Source organism: Cellvibrio sp. ARAG 10.3 (assembly GCF_051846955.1).
Lineage (GTDB): Bacteria > Pseudomonadota > Gammaproteobacteria > Pseudomonadales > Cellvibrionaceae > Cellvibrio.
In genome coordinates this window covers 101401-119676 of sequence record NZ_JBPYCU010000010.1, presented here as the reverse complement: position 1 = coordinate 119676, position 18276 = coordinate 101401, and the positions used below count along the sequence as shown (strand labels likewise).

General features: G+C 50.6%; 17 protein-coding genes. 5 read left to right on the top strand and 12 right to left on the bottom strand.

Annotated features, from left to right (window positions below):
* Window positions 1-42: 42 nt before the first annotated feature.
* On the top strand, window positions 43-372 hold the full coding sequence (locus ACSV5M_RS13790) for a hypothetical protein (protein WP_439176819.1): 330 nt from the start codon (window positions 43-45) through the stop codon (window positions 370-372).
* A 13-nt stretch (window positions 373-385) separates the two neighbouring features.
* Here the strand turns inward: ACSV5M_RS13790 and ACSV5M_RS13785 are convergent, their stop codons facing one another.
* The 3 genes from ACSV5M_RS13785 to ACSV5M_RS13775 all read right to left on the bottom strand — a co-directional run bounded on the left by ACSV5M_RS13785 (window position 386) and on the right by ACSV5M_RS13775 (window position 3413).
* Window positions 386-2305: a bifunctional diguanylate cyclase/phosphodiesterase gene (locus tag ACSV5M_RS13785; RefSeq protein ID WP_439176818.1), complete on the bottom strand. Its 1920-nt coding sequence runs from the start codon at window positions 2303-2305 to the stop codon at window positions 386-388.
* A 30-nt stretch (window positions 2306-2335) separates the two neighbouring features.
* The gene (locus ACSV5M_RS13780) at window positions 2336-3019 is read right to left on the bottom strand and encodes a transglutaminase-like cysteine peptidase (protein ID WP_439176817.1); all 684 of its coding nucleotides are present in this window, start codon (window positions 3017-3019) and stop codon (window positions 2336-2338) included.
* Between the two features lie 208 nt (window positions 3020-3227).
* The gene (locus ACSV5M_RS13775) at window positions 3228-3413 is read right to left on the bottom strand and encodes a hypothetical protein (protein ID WP_439176816.1); all 186 of its coding nucleotides are present in this window, start codon (window positions 3411-3413) and stop codon (window positions 3228-3230) included.
* Window positions 3414-3741: 328 nt separating this feature from the next.
* Here ACSV5M_RS13775 and ACSV5M_RS13770 point away from each other — a divergent pair, with 328 nt between their 5' ends.
* Window positions 3742-5061, top strand: a complete 1320-nt coding sequence (locus ACSV5M_RS13770; protein ID WP_439176815.1) for a hemolysin family protein — start codon at window positions 3742-3744, stop codon at window positions 5059-5061.
* A gap of 36 nt (window positions 5062-5097) precedes the next feature.
* Here ACSV5M_RS13770 and ACSV5M_RS13765 read toward each other — a convergent pair whose 3' ends face one another.
* Window positions 5098-6546, bottom strand: coding sequence for an OmpA family protein (locus tag ACSV5M_RS13765; RefSeq protein WP_439176814.1), 1449 nt, complete (start codon window positions 6544-6546; stop codon window positions 5098-5100).
* Window positions 6547-7335: 789 nt separating this feature from the next.
* Between ACSV5M_RS13765 and ACSV5M_RS13760 the strand changes: the two genes are divergently transcribed.
* Both ACSV5M_RS13760 and ACSV5M_RS13755 read left to right on the top strand, forming a co-directional pair.
* A complete protein-coding gene (locus ACSV5M_RS13760) occupies window positions 7336-8457 on the top strand; it encodes a lytic polysaccharide monooxygenase auxiliary activity family 9 protein (protein ID WP_439176813.1) in 1122 nt (373 codons plus the stop codon).
* Window positions 8458-8775: 318 nt separating this feature from the next.
* On the top strand, window positions 8776-10095 hold the full coding sequence (locus tag ACSV5M_RS13755; RefSeq protein WP_439176812.1) for a glycoside hydrolase family 19 protein: 1320 nt from the start codon (window positions 8776-8778) through the stop codon (window positions 10093-10095).
* 117 nt (window positions 10096-10212) lie between these two features.
* On the opposite strand, the gene ACSV5M_RS13750 is transcribed toward ACSV5M_RS13755, so the two are convergent.
* The 7 genes from ACSV5M_RS13750 to ACSV5M_RS13720 form a co-directional block, all read right to left on the bottom strand.
* Window positions 10213-11436, bottom strand: coding sequence for a lytic murein transglycosylase (locus ACSV5M_RS13750; protein ID WP_439176811.1), 1224 nt, complete (start codon window positions 11434-11436; stop codon window positions 10213-10215).
* A 135-nt stretch (window positions 11437-11571) separates the two neighbouring features.
* Window positions 11572-12132, bottom strand: coding sequence for a uracil-DNA glycosylase family protein (locus ACSV5M_RS13745; protein ID WP_439176810.1), 561 nt, complete (start codon window positions 12130-12132; stop codon window positions 11572-11574).
* Between the two features lie 27 nt (window positions 12133-12159).
* Window positions 12160-13089: a CvpA family protein gene (locus ACSV5M_RS13740; protein ID WP_439176875.1), complete on the bottom strand. Its 930-nt coding sequence runs from the start codon at window positions 13087-13089 to the stop codon at window positions 12160-12162.
* 210 nt (window positions 13090-13299) lie between these two features.
* Complete coding sequence (locus ACSV5M_RS13735; protein ID WP_439176809.1) at window positions 13300-13644, bottom strand: hypothetical protein; 345 nt, start codon at window positions 13642-13644, stop codon at window positions 13300-13302.
* 218 nt (window positions 13645-13862) lie between these two features.
* A complete protein-coding gene (locus ACSV5M_RS13730; protein ID WP_439176808.1) occupies window positions 13863-14675 on the bottom strand; it encodes an ion transporter in 813 nt (270 codons plus the stop codon).
* 41 nt (window positions 14676-14716) lie between these two features.
* The gene (locus ACSV5M_RS13725) at window positions 14717-15763 is read right to left on the bottom strand and encodes a Vgb family protein (protein WP_439176807.1); all 1047 of its coding nucleotides are present in this window, start codon (window positions 15761-15763) and stop codon (window positions 14717-14719) included.
* Window positions 15764-15924: 161 nt separating this feature from the next.
* Complete coding sequence (locus tag ACSV5M_RS13720) at window positions 15925-16257, bottom strand: hypothetical protein (RefSeq protein ID WP_439176806.1); 333 nt, start codon at window positions 16255-16257, stop codon at window positions 15925-15927.
* 49 nt (window positions 16258-16306) lie between these two features.
* Between ACSV5M_RS13720 and ACSV5M_RS13715 the strand changes: the two genes are divergently transcribed.
* Window positions 16307-17452, top strand: a complete 1146-nt coding sequence (locus ACSV5M_RS13715) for a hypothetical protein (RefSeq protein WP_439176805.1) — start codon at window positions 16307-16309, stop codon at window positions 17450-17452.
* Between the two features lie 57 nt (window positions 17453-17509).
* Here ACSV5M_RS13715 and ACSV5M_RS13710 read toward each other — a convergent pair whose 3' ends face one another.
* Window positions 17510-18211 carry a PEP-CTERM sorting domain-containing protein gene (locus ACSV5M_RS13710; protein WP_439176804.1) on the bottom strand — a complete coding sequence of 234 codons (702 nt, stop codon included), beginning with the start codon at window positions 18209-18211 and terminating at the stop codon, window positions 17510-17512.
* Window positions 18212-18276 lie beyond the last annotated feature (65 nt).

The window sequence follows — 18276 nt, the reverse complement described above, 5'->3', positions numbered from 1 at the left end:
CTTAGCTCGCTATAAAACGACCATCATTTACCGGAGATAGCCATGTTTGTTAAACGCAATCCGGCGGGAGAGATTATTGCCATCAGCAAGATGAAAGAGCAGGGCATTGATGAATTCCTTGCGGATGATGCAGAAGATCTACATCAGTTTATGCAATACTCTGCATCAGATCATCAACGTTTGTTGGAAAAATCTGACCTGGATATGGCGAGGGTGTTGGAAGACCTGGTGGGATTACTGATTGAGCGTAACGTTATTCGCTTTACCGACCTACCCGATGCAGCACAACAAAAATTGCTTTCACGGCGGCACTGGCGCAGTCAAACCAAAGCGGTGGATGTATTGGATGACGGCGATGACCTTGGGCTTTAATTTTTGATGCGGGCTACACACCTGGTCCGGTAACCGCATCTACGTCTAGCGTAAAGAGCATAATTTTTTCCTGTTCATGTACCACTCCTTCAGCAATCATCATACAACCCAATGAATGGCCGATTTTGTTCAGGTTGCGTAAAAAGTGTTGGTTGCCGCTGTTCTCGTGAATATTGCGTACGATAGCGCTATCGATTTTGATGTAATCAATCCCCAAATCCTGCAATTCACGAATGTGACTGAACTCAGCACCGACATGTTCCAGACCAACTTTGCAACCGAGCGCGCGTAAAGATGCATTGAATGCGCGAAATTCAGCCGCGTGTCGTAATGCACAGGTCTCTGCAAAATCGATCCACAAATCCTTGGCCTGCTCAGCTTGATCGCGCAGCAGTTCAATCAGCTGCACGCGGAAATCGGCATCGCAAAGTGACTCCGCAGAAACATTGACAGCCAGGGGTAATTGCATATGTTTGAGTTGACGCAATGCAATACCGATAACGGCCAGGTCAATACGCGGCATCAAACCTGAACGGCTAGCCCAATGCGCAAAGTAACCTGCCGGCTGCAATTGGCCATCAAGTTGGAGGCGCATAGGTGCTTCGAAATGCACAATAGAGCCATCGGCTTGTCTGACCGGAAAACTTGCCAACTCCAGTTGTCCGGCCGCCAGCGCTTGCACAATCGCATCGCGCCATTCATTGACATTGGGATGACGGGAAATGCTTCCCTGTTGCAGGGTTACCACCGCGTGACTACCTTTGAGTTCAGCCTGGGCCAGGGCGCCGTCCAGCTTATTCATCAACGCTGCACGGCTTTCATTAGTTATGTAGTTGCAGGCAGCAACCGGCAAGTTAGCCGTGTGCTGCGAGTGGTTGATCAGGGCTGCTAACTGCTGCGCAATATCATTCGCTATTTTTTCCGCATTGAGATGGCCGGGGATAAGTAAAATAAAGTCGCTGCCGTTCAAGCGGCCCACATAGCCTTGAGCAAAATGTTGAGAGAATGCCTGTAAAGACTCGGCAAGCGCGCATAACAATTGGTCGACGCGGGCACGCCCTATTTGATGATTCAGTGCAGCCAGTCCAATTACACGCGTGATGACCAAAATACCGTAATTGTCGGCATCTTCACGAGTTAGCTGACTATCCAGCAGGTTTAAAAAATGCGCCCGATTAGCCAGCCCGGTCAGCGGATCTTGTTGTGATTCCCGTTGCAGGCTTTGCAGTTGACGTGTTTCTTTTTCCAGCAGGATCTTTACATTGGCAGACAGGCTGTTCATGGCGCGTACCAGGCGGCGGAATTCAGCAGTGCGTGGTTCTGCTGAGGTGATAAAGCGCCGCTCGCCAATGGCTTCTGCCTGCTGTACAACCAGGTCCAGCGGACGAGAAATATATTTCAGGATGACCGTGCCGATCAGGCTGCTAATCAAGGCGGCGACTAAAAACCATTGCAGCAAATCCAGCGTGCCATCCCACAGTGCCTGCCAGGCAAACCCCGGATGACTTTCAACAATCAGCGTGCCGTATTGTTGCCATCCATCTTGTACTTGTGCGATGCCCGGTGATGCCTTGAGTGAAATCAACTGTGTGAACCACTCAGGCACTGCCGGTGTAATATCACTGTCAAGGCCACCATCAACCGTGTTATTAAAGCGGCGTTCGATAATCAGGTTATTGTCGGGATCGACCAGGGCGATACGTTGATAGTGTCCTGAATCGAATTGCGCAGCGATAAGCAGCTCCAGCGTGACCGGGTCTTTTTCCATCTGTGTCATGGATAGTGCCAACACAGTGGCATTATCAATATTCTTTAAATGCAGTTGTGTTTCCAGATAGGTTTTGGCCGACAGCGCACTGATAACAAAACTGCCACCCAGCGCCAGCAATAAAATGGCGAGAATTCCCAGCCATAGTTGTTTAATCAGTGACATACACCTCTCCAAAAAAATGTGTGCGAGACATCAGGGGTGGAATCCCTCAGTGCGCATACGCGTTAACACATCGCGCCAGCGCGACAAACGTGCGCCGGGATCGGCTCGCGATTCCCGGTTGCGGCCAATCCACAGGCCAACGTCATTGAAACTGAATACGGGACGCAGGTCCGGGCGTTTGCCGGCCGGTTCAATCGTTGTTATCAGATTATCAAGTATCAGAGGCTCAGCATGCGGAGTAGGGTAAAAACCCAGCACCATATGCGCTTGAAAGAATGTGCTGTGAGGGCCCCCGATTTGCGCCTTCACATAAATCAGGCGTAACTTTTCACCGGGCACGCCCAGTTTTAACAGCGTGATGTATTTGGCAATGGTGTAATCCTCGCAATCAGCTGCACCTACACCGAGTGTTTCAAGGGGAGTGGCCCAATAATCCTGCTGTTGCCATTGTTGCAGGTCAGTGCGAAATGCAATAGACCGATTGAAAAAATCATTTACCCGATTAAGTTTTTCCTGTTCGGTCAGATTCACTCCCTGGTTAATGAGCGCGCGCCAGGCATTAAATAGCGAGCGACCATCATCACCGTAACGGTTAAACATTTGCTCAGCCAGGGACTTTTCATTGAACGCGAAGCTTGCGCCGGCGATGCTGATCATCAATAACGACAATATCAGTACAGCGCGCAGGGGAGTAAGAAGAGCGACGGACTTCAATGATCCGCTCCATCAACGGCCGGATTGTCATCCGACCGTAACAAATTCTGGAGGGGGAGCTGGATCATCCGCATAGTGTGAACATAATTCGGGCCGTCGAGTTTCGCCGAATTATAGACAAGCTCTATCGACTTTGCCTGTTTCTTGCAGGCGAAGTTGATATCGACATCCCGTCGTCACGTGAATGAATCACATCAGCAGAAGTCCCTCAGGAATGTTTTTTTTCCTGCGGTGAATAATCCCGTGAATTTTCCGCAGATAACACGGATGACGTCCCTATGTCGTAAGCGCCCTGAGGAGCTGGTTGAACCCGTTGGGAGAGTACTTCCAGCGTGGATTGCAGCTGGCTGAGGGTGAAAAGCACACTTTTAAGATCGATAGGTTTGTTATTCACAATGATTCGCCTTTTATTGTATTTATCTGGCACCGTTGAAATTCACCTCCAAGGGTGTTTTCCTGCACAAACCCTGGTTTGTGGGTGCGTATTTAGCTACTCAATGTCGTTCCGTCAACCGGATGGCCTGGGGGCCTCTTGCAGTCGTTGCGAGGTGCACTTGGCGTGGAACCTTGGCTGAGTCTAAAGCCTGCGGATTTAGCACGCAAGTCCTCCGCAAGGGCTATGCCGGGTTTCCGTTCGATATTGCGAGCCGCGGTCTCATTTTTGACAAAAGGGGTGGTTTTGCTGATAGGATTGCCGACTCCTTGGGCTATACAACATTTTTATGGAATTCCTGGTTCTCGCTGGTCTTATCCTGCTGAATGGCGTGTTTGCCATGTCAGAAATTGCCATCGTTACTGCGCGCAAATCCCGTCTCGCCGCGTTGAGTGCCAAAGGCAGTGCCTCAGCCAAAGCGGCTCTGAAATTGGCCGAGGACCCCACCCAATTCCTCTCTACTGTGCAAATCGGCATTACCTCTATCGGTCTTATGAACGGTATCTTCGGGGAAGCCTTGCTGGCCGAGCCTTTTGCCCTCTGGCTGCAGGAGCTGGGCATGGAGGCTAAAAGCAGCAGTATCACATCGACAATCCTGGTAGTGGTGGTGGTTACTTACCTTTCCATCATCGTGGGTGAACTGGTGCCCAAGCGTATCGGCCAGATCAGCGCGGAACGTATCGCTTGCCTGATTGCACGCCCGATGGCATTTCTGGCTACCGGTACCAGACCCTTCGTGATGTTCTTGTCGGTCTCGACTCACTGGTTGATGCGGATACTCGGTTTTAAGGATACCGGCGACGCTGCCGTCACCGAAGAAGATATCCATGCGATTCTCAAAGAAGGCTCTGTCTCGGGCGTGATTGAACAAAGCGAACACACCATGGTGCGCAATGTGTTTCGCCTGGATGAACGGCCGGTGTCGTCAATGATGGTGCCGCGTACGGACATCGTCTTTCTGGATACCGCACTGACGCTTGAACAAAATTTACAACGCATTATGGAATCGCCCCACTCGCGGTTTCCGGTGTGCCACCGGCATATGGATGAGTTAATTGGCGTGGTTAACGCCAAACAATTGTTTGCCCAGGCCATCTCCGGCCAGGAGATCGATATAAAAGCCCTGGCGCAGCCGTGTCATTTTATTGCAGAAAGTTTTACCGGCATGGCATTGCTGGAGCATTTTCGTGCGACTAATACCCAGATGGTTTTTGTGGTCGATGAATATGGAGACCTGAAAGGTATTGTGACTCTGCAGGATCTGCTGGAGGCATTAACCGGCGAATTTAGTCCGCCCCATGGTGACGACCTGATGGTGATTCAACGCGAGGATGGTTCCTTATTACTCGATGGCTTGTTATCAGCGCCTGAATTAAAGGATTGTTTGGGGCTCAGTGAGTTGCCCGGTGAAAAAACCCGTGAGTATGAAACCCTGAATGGCTTGTTTATGTATTTATTGGGCCGCGTACCGATGACCACGGACAAAGTCATTTTGGAGCCCTGGACCTTGGAGATTGTCGATATGGATGGAATGCGTATCGACAAAGTGCTGGCAATAAAAAATCTGGTTGCTGATATTGATCTGGAAACCAACGATGATACGGGCTAGGAAATTTTTCCTGGCCCGATCAGCTAACACTGTTCACTATTGCAAGCGTTTAACCAACTCCACCCGCCGATTTTTTTCCCTTCCTGTGTCGCTGTCATTTGACGCCGCTGGTGCAAAAGGGCCTACGCCTTGGGCCAGCAAACGTGTCGGTGCAATCCCGTGTTGTTTCACCAGATTATCCACAACAGCCGCTGCGCGTTGTTGGGATAAGGTCACATTATTTTCCCGGGTGCCGGTATCATCGGTATGGCCGACAACGTAAAGCAACAGCGCGGGGTTGCGCGTTAATAAGGTGGCAATGGCTTTCAGGGTATCTCTGGATTCCGGTTTAACCACGGCTTTGCCGGTATCAAAATAAATACCGTAAATAAGTGCTTTTCCGGTGGCCTCAAGTTGTTGCTTCAGTGAGTCCGCATCAACCTTGATTAAATCTGTGGCCAGGGTTTCCGTTTCAATAATCACTTGTTGCACCGCCGCTTCACTTTCGTAGGCGCCGATAAACAAGGCCACATAAACCTCACGCTCATCAACAGCTTTTTTCGCCACCAGATAGTAAGGCTTCCGGTAATAGTTGTAGACGGCGTTCTCAACGGAAATGCTATTTCCTAATTGCTGAGCCTCTTTGCCACACGCCTCCAATTCACAGTGAGACAGGATGCTGAAACCGGCGCTGTCCAGTGCCTGTTTATAGTTTTCGTAGATCTTCAGCGTCGAGGTATCTTTGATGATATAAAAATGCCGCGCCAAGTCGCCGCTCAACTTAAGGGGCTGCTGACCCTGGGAGCCTGGTGCCGCCGGTAAGGTCATGGTTTCGTAATCAACCGTTTCGTGGTTACGCAGCGCTGCGCCGGGATAACGGGCAAAGAGTTTGTGGTCTTTGCTTAACTCTTTGGCATCGGCTGTTTCGGTGGGGGAGGTCGCCTGTGGTTTATTCGACAGATAGGCGGCATCCACCTTGATAAGCGTATTTTCCAATGGTTCGGTTTCAACGATGACTTGTTGCACCGCTGTTTCATCTTCGTAGCCGCCGATAAACCAGGCTCCGATGACCTTACCCTTGGGCGTATTTTTTTTCGCAAGCAGGTAGTAAGGCTTGTGATAATAATTATAGACAGCACCCTCCGGCGACAAATGTTCGCCTAATACTTTGCTCGTCTGTTCGGTGCCGCAGGCTTCACGCAGGCAAGAAAAAATAATCGTGAAATCCAGTGCTTTTAAAGCCGCCGCATAATTTTCATAAACCTTCAGCGTTGAGGCTCCCTTGATTGTATAAAAGTACTGATACAGATCGCCGGTCGCATCCATTACGTCATAGCTCTGACTTTCGCTGACTACCGTCGTGGGAAAGCGGAAGGTTTCGTAATCGTAGCTTAGTTGCTTGCGCAACCTGGCTTCAGGATAAGCGCTAATCAATGGATGCTCGGTGTTGGCCTGGGCGCTGAAACAAAGGCAACCCAATAATAGCGAGGTAAAAAATCTCTTCATGAGTTCAGTTCCTTGAGGAAGTTTAGGGGAACAGCAGGATAGAGGAAGCCTGCGTTTAAAACTGTGAATAACTATAGTGTTGCGCGAGATGTTTGGCACCACTTCACCTTGCACTGTTACCAAATTTCCCGTTACCAATGTAACTTTTATGTGCAACGCCCCGGATTTTCCAGCGCGTTGCACATTTACTGTGCTTTTCGTCGCTGGTGGCAAGGCAGTATCGTTTTCATGTCATGGCCTTCGGGCGCCACGTACATTATCGCTCGTTCCTGAAGTCCCTTGCCATTTACGCGCTGATTCCTTACCTGAACCCCCCAAGCTAATGCGCTGTTTTTCCTCGAATTTCGACAACGTTGTCAAAGTGGTGTGGCGCAGGTTTCATTTTTATGGCGTGGTATAAACTATCATTTTATAAATAATTTTATGAAATAAATTATCTCGTGTTTTAATTGAAAACAGACATAACGGAAGAAATGCTGCATTTCCATAGGTTTTTTTGCTGGTTTTGGCATGCGGATTGAATACAAAATCTCTCGGTGCGAACTATGCCAGGTTTTCTGATATTTGGCCTGGTGTCGGATTTCACATGTTGATGTTGTAAAGCAAACAAGACGCACATCTTTTTATTATTTTGAGCAGTGTATCAAATAGTTAAATTGACAACGTTGTCCATCGGGCGTAGGTTTGCTCCAGATTGTTGTTGCACGACAGAGTGTAATGCGTAGCTGTGCATGTGATGCGGTAGCTGTACAAGTTGAGGCGAATGATAAATTAACAGGAGATTGTAAGATGAAAAATACATCGTTATTACAATCGCTGAATCGAAGCCTGTTGTTGGCGGGTTGCGTCGGCGGATTGTTTCTCAGCTCCACCCAAACTGTACTGGCACATGGCACCATGACGGCGCCGGCGAGCAGAATCTGGCGCTGCTATCAGGAAGGACCCCAAACACCACAATCGGCCGGTTGCCAGGCAATTTCAGCCGCTGGTGGTGCCTCCAGTTTGTACGACTGGAACGGTATTCGCCAAGGTGATGCTAACGGCAATCATCAATCAAAAGTTCCGAATGGCCAATTGTGTAGCGGTGGTGACCCCAACTATTTCAAAGGCCAGGATCTTGCGCGTAACGACTGGACCGCTACAAATATCTCGGCGGGCAGTTACACGTTTCGCTGGAATAATTCAGCCGCGCACAAAACGCTTTACTATCGTTATTACATTACCAACAACGGCTACAATCCCACCACGCCGTTACGTTGGAGTGATTTAAGCCTGATTTGCGAAACACCACCGGAAGGTGCTTTAAATAATCCTGCTCATACATGCAATATTCCCGCGCGCAGTGGTCGTCATGTGATCTACGGTGTATGGCAACGCTCCGACAGCCCTGAAGCGTTTTATGCCTGTTCTGACGTGGTATTCAGTGGCGGAAATAATTCCAGCGTCTCCAGTAACTCCAGCGTGTCCTCGAGCTCCAGCAGCACACCCACCAACATCTGCACTAACTTGCCGACCTGGAATGCCAACAGCATTTATACCGGTGGCCAGCAAGTCAAGTTGAACAATATCCGTTATCAGGCGCAATGGTGGACGCAAGGCGATAACCCGTCGGCGGGCACGGGCTCCAACTATGTGTGGATTAATCAGGGCAGTTGCGGTGGCAGTGGTCCTTCTTCGTCCAGCCGCTCATCTGTAGTGAATAGTTCATCCAGTTCTTCAACTGGCGGTGGCAATTGCACCTCGCCGCAGTTTGTACAAGGCGCTACCTATGCAACGGGAGCGAAGGTACGCAATGCGGGTAGTGAATATCAATGTACGGTCGGTGGCTGGTGCACCATCGGTGGTCCGTATGAGCCCGGTGTAGGTTGGGCATGGACAAATGCGTGGAGTTATCTGCGCAGTTGTAATTAACCGGATAACACGTGAAAAACGAAAAGTCAGCCTGGCTGGCTTTTCGTTGACAACGTTGTCCTCCGGGTTTAATGTCGTTGACGGTAAGGTGACTTACCTGCTTGTTGTGTCTTGTGTGGTATTCGGTCAATTAGCAAGTCACATCTTCGCGCAGCCATGTAGTACGTTTTAGTTGGGCTATATTCCGCACGGAGCTTTCTGCACAGGACTGAAAAATAATCGTATGGCTGTGACCATGATGAATCGTGAGTTATTGATGCGATTCACAGTTGATTCAACTTTTCTCCCGCGCAGACGGGAAACACGAAGGACTAAAAGATGATGAATATAAAAAAAGCTCTAGGGTTATTGGCGACTATGCTATTTGCTGGTCACGTCTATGCGTATAACTGTTCCGGTGTGGCTCAGTATTCTGATGGTGCCAGTTACAGCAATGGCAGCATCGTGCAAAATCTCGGTGTGGCGTATCGGTGTACTGTCGGTGGCTGGTGCAGTGTGGGCGGGCCCTACGCGCCGGGCGCCGGTTGGGCCTGGGATAATGCCTGGACCAGTCTCGGTGCCTGTGGCAGTACGGGTGGTCCATCCAGCTCATCCAGCTCTTCTTCCGGCAACAACAATAACAATGGTGGCTCCTGCCCGAATTGGACAGCTGGCACTTACTACAATGTCGGTGTTGTGGTGCGTTACAACAACGCTTATTACCGTGCGAAGAATGCTAACCCGGGATACGATCCTGTCGTGAGCACCTGGTTCTGGGAGCCGGTTGCATCCTGTCCGGGTGGCACCAATTCCAGTTCATCCAGCTCCAGCGGCAACAACGGCGGCTCTTGCCCGCAGTGGTCAGCCGGGACCAATTACTACGCCGGTAATGTGGTGGTCTTCAACGGTTCCTACTACATGGCCGAACATGATAACCCCGGTTACGATCCCACCATCAGCACCTGGTTCTGGGAGCCGGTCGCCGCTTGTCCCGGTGGCAACAACAATTCGAGTTCTTCTTCATCAACAGGCACGGGCAGTGGTTTTGCAGCCATTGTGAGCGAAGCGCAATTCAATCAGATGTTCCCGAATCGCAATTCGTTCTACACCTACAGTGGTCTGGTGGCGGCGGCCAATACCTTCCCGGCATTTGCCAACACGGGCGATATCCAGGTGAGAAAACGTGAAGCCGCTGCAGCCTTGGCGAACTTCTCCCATGAAACCGGTGGTTTGGTTTACATCAACGAGATTGCCCAAGGTGAATACTGCTCTGGTGGCGCAACGCCCTGCGGCGTGTGTGCACCCGGCAAGCGCTACTATGGCCGTGGCCCAATCCAGTTGAGCTGGAACTATAACTACTGCACCGCTGGTCAAGCATTGGGGCTGGATTTGTGGGCTAATCCTGATCAGGTATCGCAAAACCCGACGACGGCCTGGCGCACAGCGCTGTGGTTCTGGATGACGCAAAGCGGTGCGGGTTACCGTCCGGCTCACTCATCCATCACCGGCGGTTACGGCTTCGGCGAAACCATTCGCACCATCAATGGTTCACTGGAATGTAATGGCGGTAACCCGGGTCAAGTGCAAAGCCGGATCAACTCGTACCAAAGTTTCATCCAGATATTGGGCGGAACACCGGGTAATAACCTGGGTTGTTAATCGTTTGATACCACCGTCGTTCGTGAGGACGGCGGTTCAATAAAAAACGCCGCGAGAATTTTCTCGCGGCGTTTTTTTATATCGGTTTAAATGTTTGAAGCCGGCAAACAAAAATTGTTAACGCTCAACACCCAACAAACCAAGAATACCGTTATCCACAAAACCATCGGCGATCATACCTTGTTGATGCTGAAATTGACTGACGGCGCGGCGAGTGCCGGGGCCGAGGATGCCGTCGGGTGTGCCGGTATCGAAACCTTTTTTGTTGAGTTGTTCTTGCATGGCCATCACTTGAGCGCGATTTAACCGCGGTGCATCTTCCGGTGGTGGTTGCATCAGTTTGCCAGTACCGGCGATGCGGTCAGCAAGATAACCCACCGCCAAAGCGTAATACTCCGAGCGGTTCCAGCGCATGATGACATGGAAATTATCGTAAACCAGAAAAGCCGGCCCGCGATGTCCCGCCGGTACCAATAGCGAGGCTTGCATATCCACGTTGGGCAACGCAGAACCATTTGTCTGGCGGACGCCCAGATTTTGCCATTCAGCCAGTGATTTACGCTGATTTAATCCGGCTTCGAGGTAAGGAAAATCGACAGGAAGTTTCACCTCACGGCCCCAGCGATCCACTTGCTGCCATCCGAGGCTTTGTAAAAACTTGGCTGCCGAGGCCATAGCGTCCGGCGTGCTATTCCACAGGTCGCGCTTGTTGTCGCCATCGTAATCAACTGCGTAACGTAGAAAGGCAGAGGGCATAAATTGTGTGTGGCCCATGGCGCCGGCCCAAGAGCCTTCCATCTTTTCTGGCGCTATTGCGCCTTCATCCAGGATACGCAAGGCGGCCATAAGTTCGCCGGCAAAATAATCGCTACGGCGTTCGTCGCACGCGAGTGTGCTCAACGAATCCACCACCGACATCTTGCCGAAGAAACTGCCGTAGTTGGTTTCCAATCCCCAGAAAGCGACCAGGTAGTGTGCGGGTACCCCATAGTCCCGCGTCACGCGGGACAACAAGGCGCGGTGCTTGGCCAATAACTCCCGGCCCTGGCTAACACGTTGGTCGGTAACGCGACGGTTCAGATAATCCGCAAAAGTAGTGGTAAATTCCGGTTGCTGTCTGTCCAGCTCAATGACGCGCGTATTGAAGTTGGCCTTGAGTAAACTTTGTTTGATGGTGGCGTCTGAAATTCCTTCTGTTTTTGCGCGCTCACCAAGGCGTATTAAACACTGGGTAAATGCTTCGGGGGACAGCGTGTTTTCTGCTGTGGTTGGAGCTGCTGCTGCCGCGTTATACATGTGGCCGAGCAACAACAGGGAAATCAATTTTTTTGCCGTGGTCATAACGCTCCCGTGGATGGCAAGATGAGAATCTGAAAAACTGCCGGGTATAGTGGCGTAGCGGTGGGTATCCTGCAATAGCTTGGTTTGTCGTTCGCGACATAAGTTCAGTTTTAACACACTCGCCGAAGTAGGGAATCAAGCGTTGTGCGGATCATCCAGCAGCGCCTGGCGATATTTAAGGCGCCGGTACTCGTAGGGTGAATTTATACGTTGGGCTGCACGTAATTGTTTATATTCCACCAGGCTTGCCAAGTGCCGGTTGGCGGCGGGTGAGGGAGATAGCAGCACGCGGGTTTCACGGTGGGGTTGCGGATAATGTTTTAAAAAATGCCGTTCAACAAAGCGGCTGGTGAAATAAATAATGCGGGGTTGCGCCGCGAGGCAGGTGGTTATACCGGTATGGTTGATCTCAAGGATACGCAAATTAGCATCCGCACAGTTATTGGCTTTTCGTTCAATGCAATACGCAATGTCGGTGAGCGCGATGCCGTGGTGTTCGCACAATATTTTTCTCTCGTTCAATGTCTGTGCCGGCATGTTAAACACATCACTCAGTAGCCGCCAGAATTCATTGCGTCCGCTGCCGCTGTAAAACCACTCGCCGTAATCCCGGCCATTAAAGCAGGGAAAACTGCCGACGATTAGGCGCTGCGCGAACGGCGGTAAAAAATACGGGAAGGGGTGTTTTTCTATCACAGGTTTACCCGATGGTTTAGCGGAACCTCACTCTTTGCCAGTAGACTCCTCAGTAAACAGGAGTTCCATCAGTTCCAGTAATTGTGGGTCGCGCAACAATGCCATGCGGTCATTGTTCTGGAGTTTTTGTTGCAAGGCCGGATCCTTCAGGATGGCTTGCACCCGTTCATCATTTTTTTTGCGTTGCACTTTTTGCCAGACATTGCTCATATGCGTGGCCAGGACTTCGTCAGTATTTTCGGTATGGGCAATGTCGCTGTGTTGCAACAGTTGTTGCAGGTGTTCGTCCCGGGCAAGTTGTTGAAAGTCCGGGTTTTGCAAGAGTGCCGGCGTATTGCCCTGTTCAAGTTGTAATTGAAATTGCGGGTCTTGCAATAACTGTTTGAACGCATCGTTGCTGAGCACCTGATTGAGGTGTTCGCCCATCTCCACCGGATCTTCCACAAAGGCAACGGCCAAAGACTTTGCTTCCGGATAGGTGTGTTCCAGAATACTGGCGGTAGCGTGACTCATCAGGCCACGGGTTTTTTGCGCAAGGAAAGTATCATTATCAAATTTATCAGGGTGTTGTAGTTCCTGATAAATACTGATGCCGTACACCACCAGCAAACCCAGGATACAGCCGACGCCGGTGCCCACCAACATACCGCCCAGTCGCGACATGCCGGATAAACCGGCAGTGGCAGAGATGGCGCGCTCCAGAAAACTGAACACAATACCCACCACCAGGCTTGCGACAATAAAGGCGATTAATCCGGCGGAAAAATACAGGAGTAAGCCGTCGAGCCCGGTCATATCCTTGAGCAGTTTCGCCAGGGGTTTAAGACCATAGATCGCCGCCGCGTAACCGGCAACCAAACTGAGAATCCCGCCCAGGGCGCCAAAAAAACCTTTGCGTAAACCCTGGATAGCAAAAATAAGCACCACAACAATAAATACGCCCAGGCTCAATGTCATAGCCAAACACTCTCCGTTCACTAGCATTATTTAATAGGGGGGCAGCGTTTCCGGGTTCGAGTATAGCTGAATACCTGACAAGCAGGAGTGCGTGGCAGGAAGGCAAAGTGATTATTTGTGGGGTATGAAGTGAATCAGATGAATTGGGGTAATCAATGGAAAATTGTTAGCAAAAACAAGGGACTCTGTGAGTCCCTTCCAGATGTGCCTCTACCGCGTCGTGTCTGTTCCGCGATCAGTATCTGTGCCTGTGCCGCTGCCCGTACCTGAACGTACTCCAGTACCTGAGCCTGTGTTACCTGTGCCAGATCCGGTTGCTCCGCGATTTTCGGTTCCGGTGGTACCGTCCCGATCACGCCCGGTAGACGTACCGTCGGTACGATTTCTGTAATCTCCGTCGGTACGAGTTCTATGATCCATTGATGACACCGAACTGGATGTAGAGTAGGTTCCCGTGCCGGTTTGATTACTGGTATCGCGTGTACCGGTTTGCGCACTAACCAAAGCGGATGACGTCAGTAAAACGCTTGCTAATATCAGGGGTAGCTTTTTCATCGTGTATCTCCTCATCAGGCAAAAAAATAAATGATGTGTTCAATATGGATATTGCATTGCCCGTGCCAGAGTACGAATGACACCTGACTACAACAAAGTGTCTTTTAAAACAGAGTTTATGAAGTGTTAGGTGTCTTATTTGGCCTGTGCCGGAAAAAAATTACATTTTATTGTAAATCTTATAGGCGGACGTAGCGTTCATAGCGTTACGCTTTTTGTTACGGCCTGTTCAATTTTTTTCCGCAAGCTTTGCAGTAGGTCGCGTCATTATCGTGACCTGAGGTGCGACATTCACCACAGGAGATAGCGCTCCGTTCTCGTGCCATCTCCTGTGCCAGCTCGGCAGTGAGGATGCCGGTAGGAATCGCAATAATTGAATAACCCGTCAGCATAACCGCAGCAGCCACAATCTGGCCCAAAACCGATTGCGGTGTGATATCGCCATAGCCGACGGTGGTGATGGTGACGATAGTCCAGTAAATACTTTTGGGAATGCTGGTGAAGCCATTGCTCGGTCCCTCGACCAGATACATGATCGAGCCAAAGATAACTGACAAAATAAGCACAGCCACAAAGAAAACAAAAATCTTACGGCGCGCATGCAACATGGCATTGATCAACAGGTTCGCTTCAGACATATAACGCACAAGCTTCAACACACGGAATATGCGCAGCACCCGCAATAACCTAACTACCAAAAGATAATTGGCACCCGGAAAAAAGATGGTGAGGTAAGTCGGCAATATGGAGACCAGATCGCAGATGCCATAAAAACTGCGAATGTATTGCCAGCGGCCCGGCGAGCAGTAAATGCGCAGGCCATACTCAATGGTAAACACAATCGTAAAGAACCACTCGGCGGCCAGCAGCAAACTGCCAAATTGCGCTGCGACAGACTCGATGGAATCCAGCACTAACACCAACACACTGAGCAGGATGGTATAAATCAATACCACATCAAAGAGCTTGCCTGCCGGTGTGTCGGTGCCAAAGATGATGACGTAAAGCTTATGTTTCAGAGCGGTGGACATAGCCTGTTTCCGTTGCCGAAAAAATCGCTGACGGCAATGCCTCAGGGCAGTTGTGCGCGGCCAATGGTATTGGTGTCGGTGCCAAACCAGAGCGCATTTTCTTTTTCATCGTACACCATGTGACGCACGGTGCCGCCGCCACTTTCAAGCTCAACCGGTGTACTAAACTTATTGGTGGCCGGATCAAAACTTACCAGGCGATTGGGGTGCACGCCGGTTTCAAAAAACCAGACACGCCCCTGTTTATCGGCCGCCACCGCGTAAGGCCGGGATTTTTCCTGCGCCGGTGTGCGCCATTCATCAATTGCGCCGGTGGTGGGGTTGTAACGTCCGAGGTGACCCTCTGCATAATCCACATACCACACCATGCCATCGGGAGTGATGGCCAGGCGACGGGGACGATTTTCCGCGCGGGGCAGGGTGATCTCCACCACTTTGTTGTCTTCAATGGTGGCAAGTTTATTGGTGCCAAAAAGCGTAACCCAGGGCTTGCCATCCTTGTCTACCAGCAAGCCGTAAGGGCGAGCATTTTTGGTGGGAACATCGAACAGTTTAATGTTCATGCTCGCGGCTTTTAACACACCAATTTGATTGCCGCCCTGCACCGTAAACCAGATGTCACCGTTGCGGGCAAAGTCCATGGTGTGAACATCGCGCGGACCTTCGCCGGGGAGCATAAACTTTTCAATTGCACCGGTCTCCGGATTCACCAGGCCGATATGTTGCGAGCGATTACCGGCATACCAGGCACCGCGTTTATCCGCGATAACCGTATGCGGTCCGGCGTTGTCATCCAGTGGGTATTGTTTGAACTCGCCATTCGTGGGATCGAGCGTGGCGACATAGTCACTGTTTTGGCCGACGAACCAGATGGTGTCCTGCGAGCCCACCCAGGGATCACGCGGAAGCGATTTTTCCCAAGGTACTGTCCATTCCGTAATCGAGACTTGCTTGTTAACGGCTGCCTGGCTTTTGGCGGTGGCTTGTTCGCTGGGGGCGGGTTGGCTCGGCGTTTCAGCGGCGGCAGCACAGGAAAAAATTAAGGCACTGACAAGGACGGACATTCGTGACGATGCAAGCAGCTTCATTGTGCAAACCTCTTATCAATAATTGTCGGTTTTGTTGGCGGCAATGATGGACATCACAGGCGTTAAGGCTATCGGTTTATTGACGCCAGCGGTATACAAAAATTCCTTGGGTGTTGTTGATCAGTTCATAGCAACAAGAGCCGGAATTTGAAACACTGCGCCTAGCTTAATCGACTACCGCTTTTTATAACAGGAATTAACATGTATTCAACAATTACTCGTTTGATCGGCGTAGTGTGTATATCGGCATTGGTTGCGTGTGGTGGCGGCAGCTCATCGCCGGGCGATACCTCGTCAACCTCATCCACTGGCGCATTATCCAGTGCTTCGTCTTTATCAAGCGCCGCTTCATCAACTCCCGTTTCATCAAGCTCAGATTCATCAAGCCCGGTTTCTTCGATCCCTGCTTCGTCGAGTTCAGTTTCATCCAGTGTTACCAGTAGCGCATCATCCACATCGATATCTAGCAGCAGTTCGCTCAGCTCGGCGGACAATACGCTATACGATATCCCGCTGCAAAGTCAGATCACCAAAGTACAACCCATGACGGGCATAGTGCTATGGGCGGATTCGCACAATAGCAGCGCCTTAAAAACCCAGGACGATTATGTTCAACTCGAATACGCCTATGTTCGGCCCAGTGATGTGGTGATTGGGGATAACCTGTATGACTGGAGCATGCTGGACAATTTGCTGGCGCAGGTGAGCGGGCGCGGCAAGCAATTAATCTTGCGGTGGTACTACGTGTATCCGGGGCGTGAGACGGCGGTGCCGGACTACATCAAAGACTATAGCGACTACCACGAAACCACGGAATCCAGCGAAGGTCAGGCAACCGGTTTTCCGGATTGGTCGCACCCTGAGTTACAGCAAGCCCACCTGGATTTTTACACCGCGTTTGCCGCGCGCTACGATGATGATCCGCGCATCGCATTCTTGCAGGTCGGCTTTGGCTTGTGGGGCGAGTACCATATCTATGACCCTGAGGTTCGCCTGGGAGAAAACTTTCCTTCCAAAGTGTTTCAGAAAACCTTCTTGCAACACCTTGATGACGTATTCGACGAGCTGCATTGGAGTATCTCTATTGACGCAGGCGACAGCGGCAACACCCCGATAGCCAATGATGCCGGATTGCGTGCGCTACAGTTCGGGAACTTTGATGATTCGTTTATGCACAGCGCGCACGCGGAATACAACGCGGATATGTGGCAGGTGTTTGGTCACACCACGCGCTACGCGCACTCGCCACACGGTGGCGAACTCAGTTATTACTCCGATTACGACCAGGAAAACGCGCTGAATGTTGACGGCATGTACGGCCGAACCTACGAACAATTAAGTCGGGAATTCAACATCACCTACATGATTGGCAACGATCAGCCGGAATACCAAAACCCTGAACGCATCAAGCAAGCCGGCATGGCCAACGGTTATAAGTTTCACATCACCGCGTTTAAGGCCTCTGCAAACCATGCGGTAGTGACAGTCGAAAACCGGGGCATTGCGCCGATTTATTATGACGCCTACGTGACGATCAATGATGTACGTTCCGGTCAATCATTAAAAGGTTTACTACCCGATGAATCGCTTGAGGTAGAGATCAATGCCGGTGGAAGCCAGCCTGTGCTGACCATCGAAAGCGACCGGTTGGTGGAAGGGCAGGAGATCCAGTTCGAAGCGGACTTATAACGCTTGATATAAAAGAGCCCGGTAGGCGGGCTCTTTTACAGGAGACACACGGCTAATTTAGACCTTGCGGCGACACAGCAACAATCCCGCCACACCAATCAACAACAGCATTAAAGAGCCCGGTGCAGGAACATCAATCGACTTGATGTTCACGCTGGTGAAATTCAAAAATGCGGTATCGCTATACGCAGAATAATTACCACTGAAATCACCAGAGCCGTAGCTGTTGGTCATAACGCCCCAGGACGGTCCCATGGTGACCAAATCATTCACCAGAATATTTACATTGTCCAACGACTCGCTGGTAATCCAATCGATACCCTGGAAAGCAAACTGCAATTGAATGGAAAAGAAATCCGAGGTGTAGGTATTGTCGGAGATGAAGAAAAATGCTGAGTTGGAATCCGAGATCGACAGGAAATCTTCAAAGCCGCCCATGAAGTTATCGCGGGAGTCGTTATAGATCTCAACAAAATCGACCGAACTGCCGGTATTGCTGGTGTGGTAGCCAGACACCAGATCATACTGATCCGGCCCCGCTTCGTAGCGTGCCTTATCTGTTTCACTCCACACATCGCCAGACGAATAACTGGTATCAATCCGCAGGGTGCCGTTGACGGTGTCACCCGGGTTAAAACCGAGGCCATTACCCTCAGTGCCTGACACATAACCGGAATATTCGATATCGATAATCGCCGCATTGACCGACAAGGGCAGCGAGAGAAACGCAATTGCCAATAATCCAGGAAATTTAATCATAAGATCATCCTTAGTTATCCATGTAAAGATTCACAGCACCGGTGCTGTGGCGCATATATTACCCT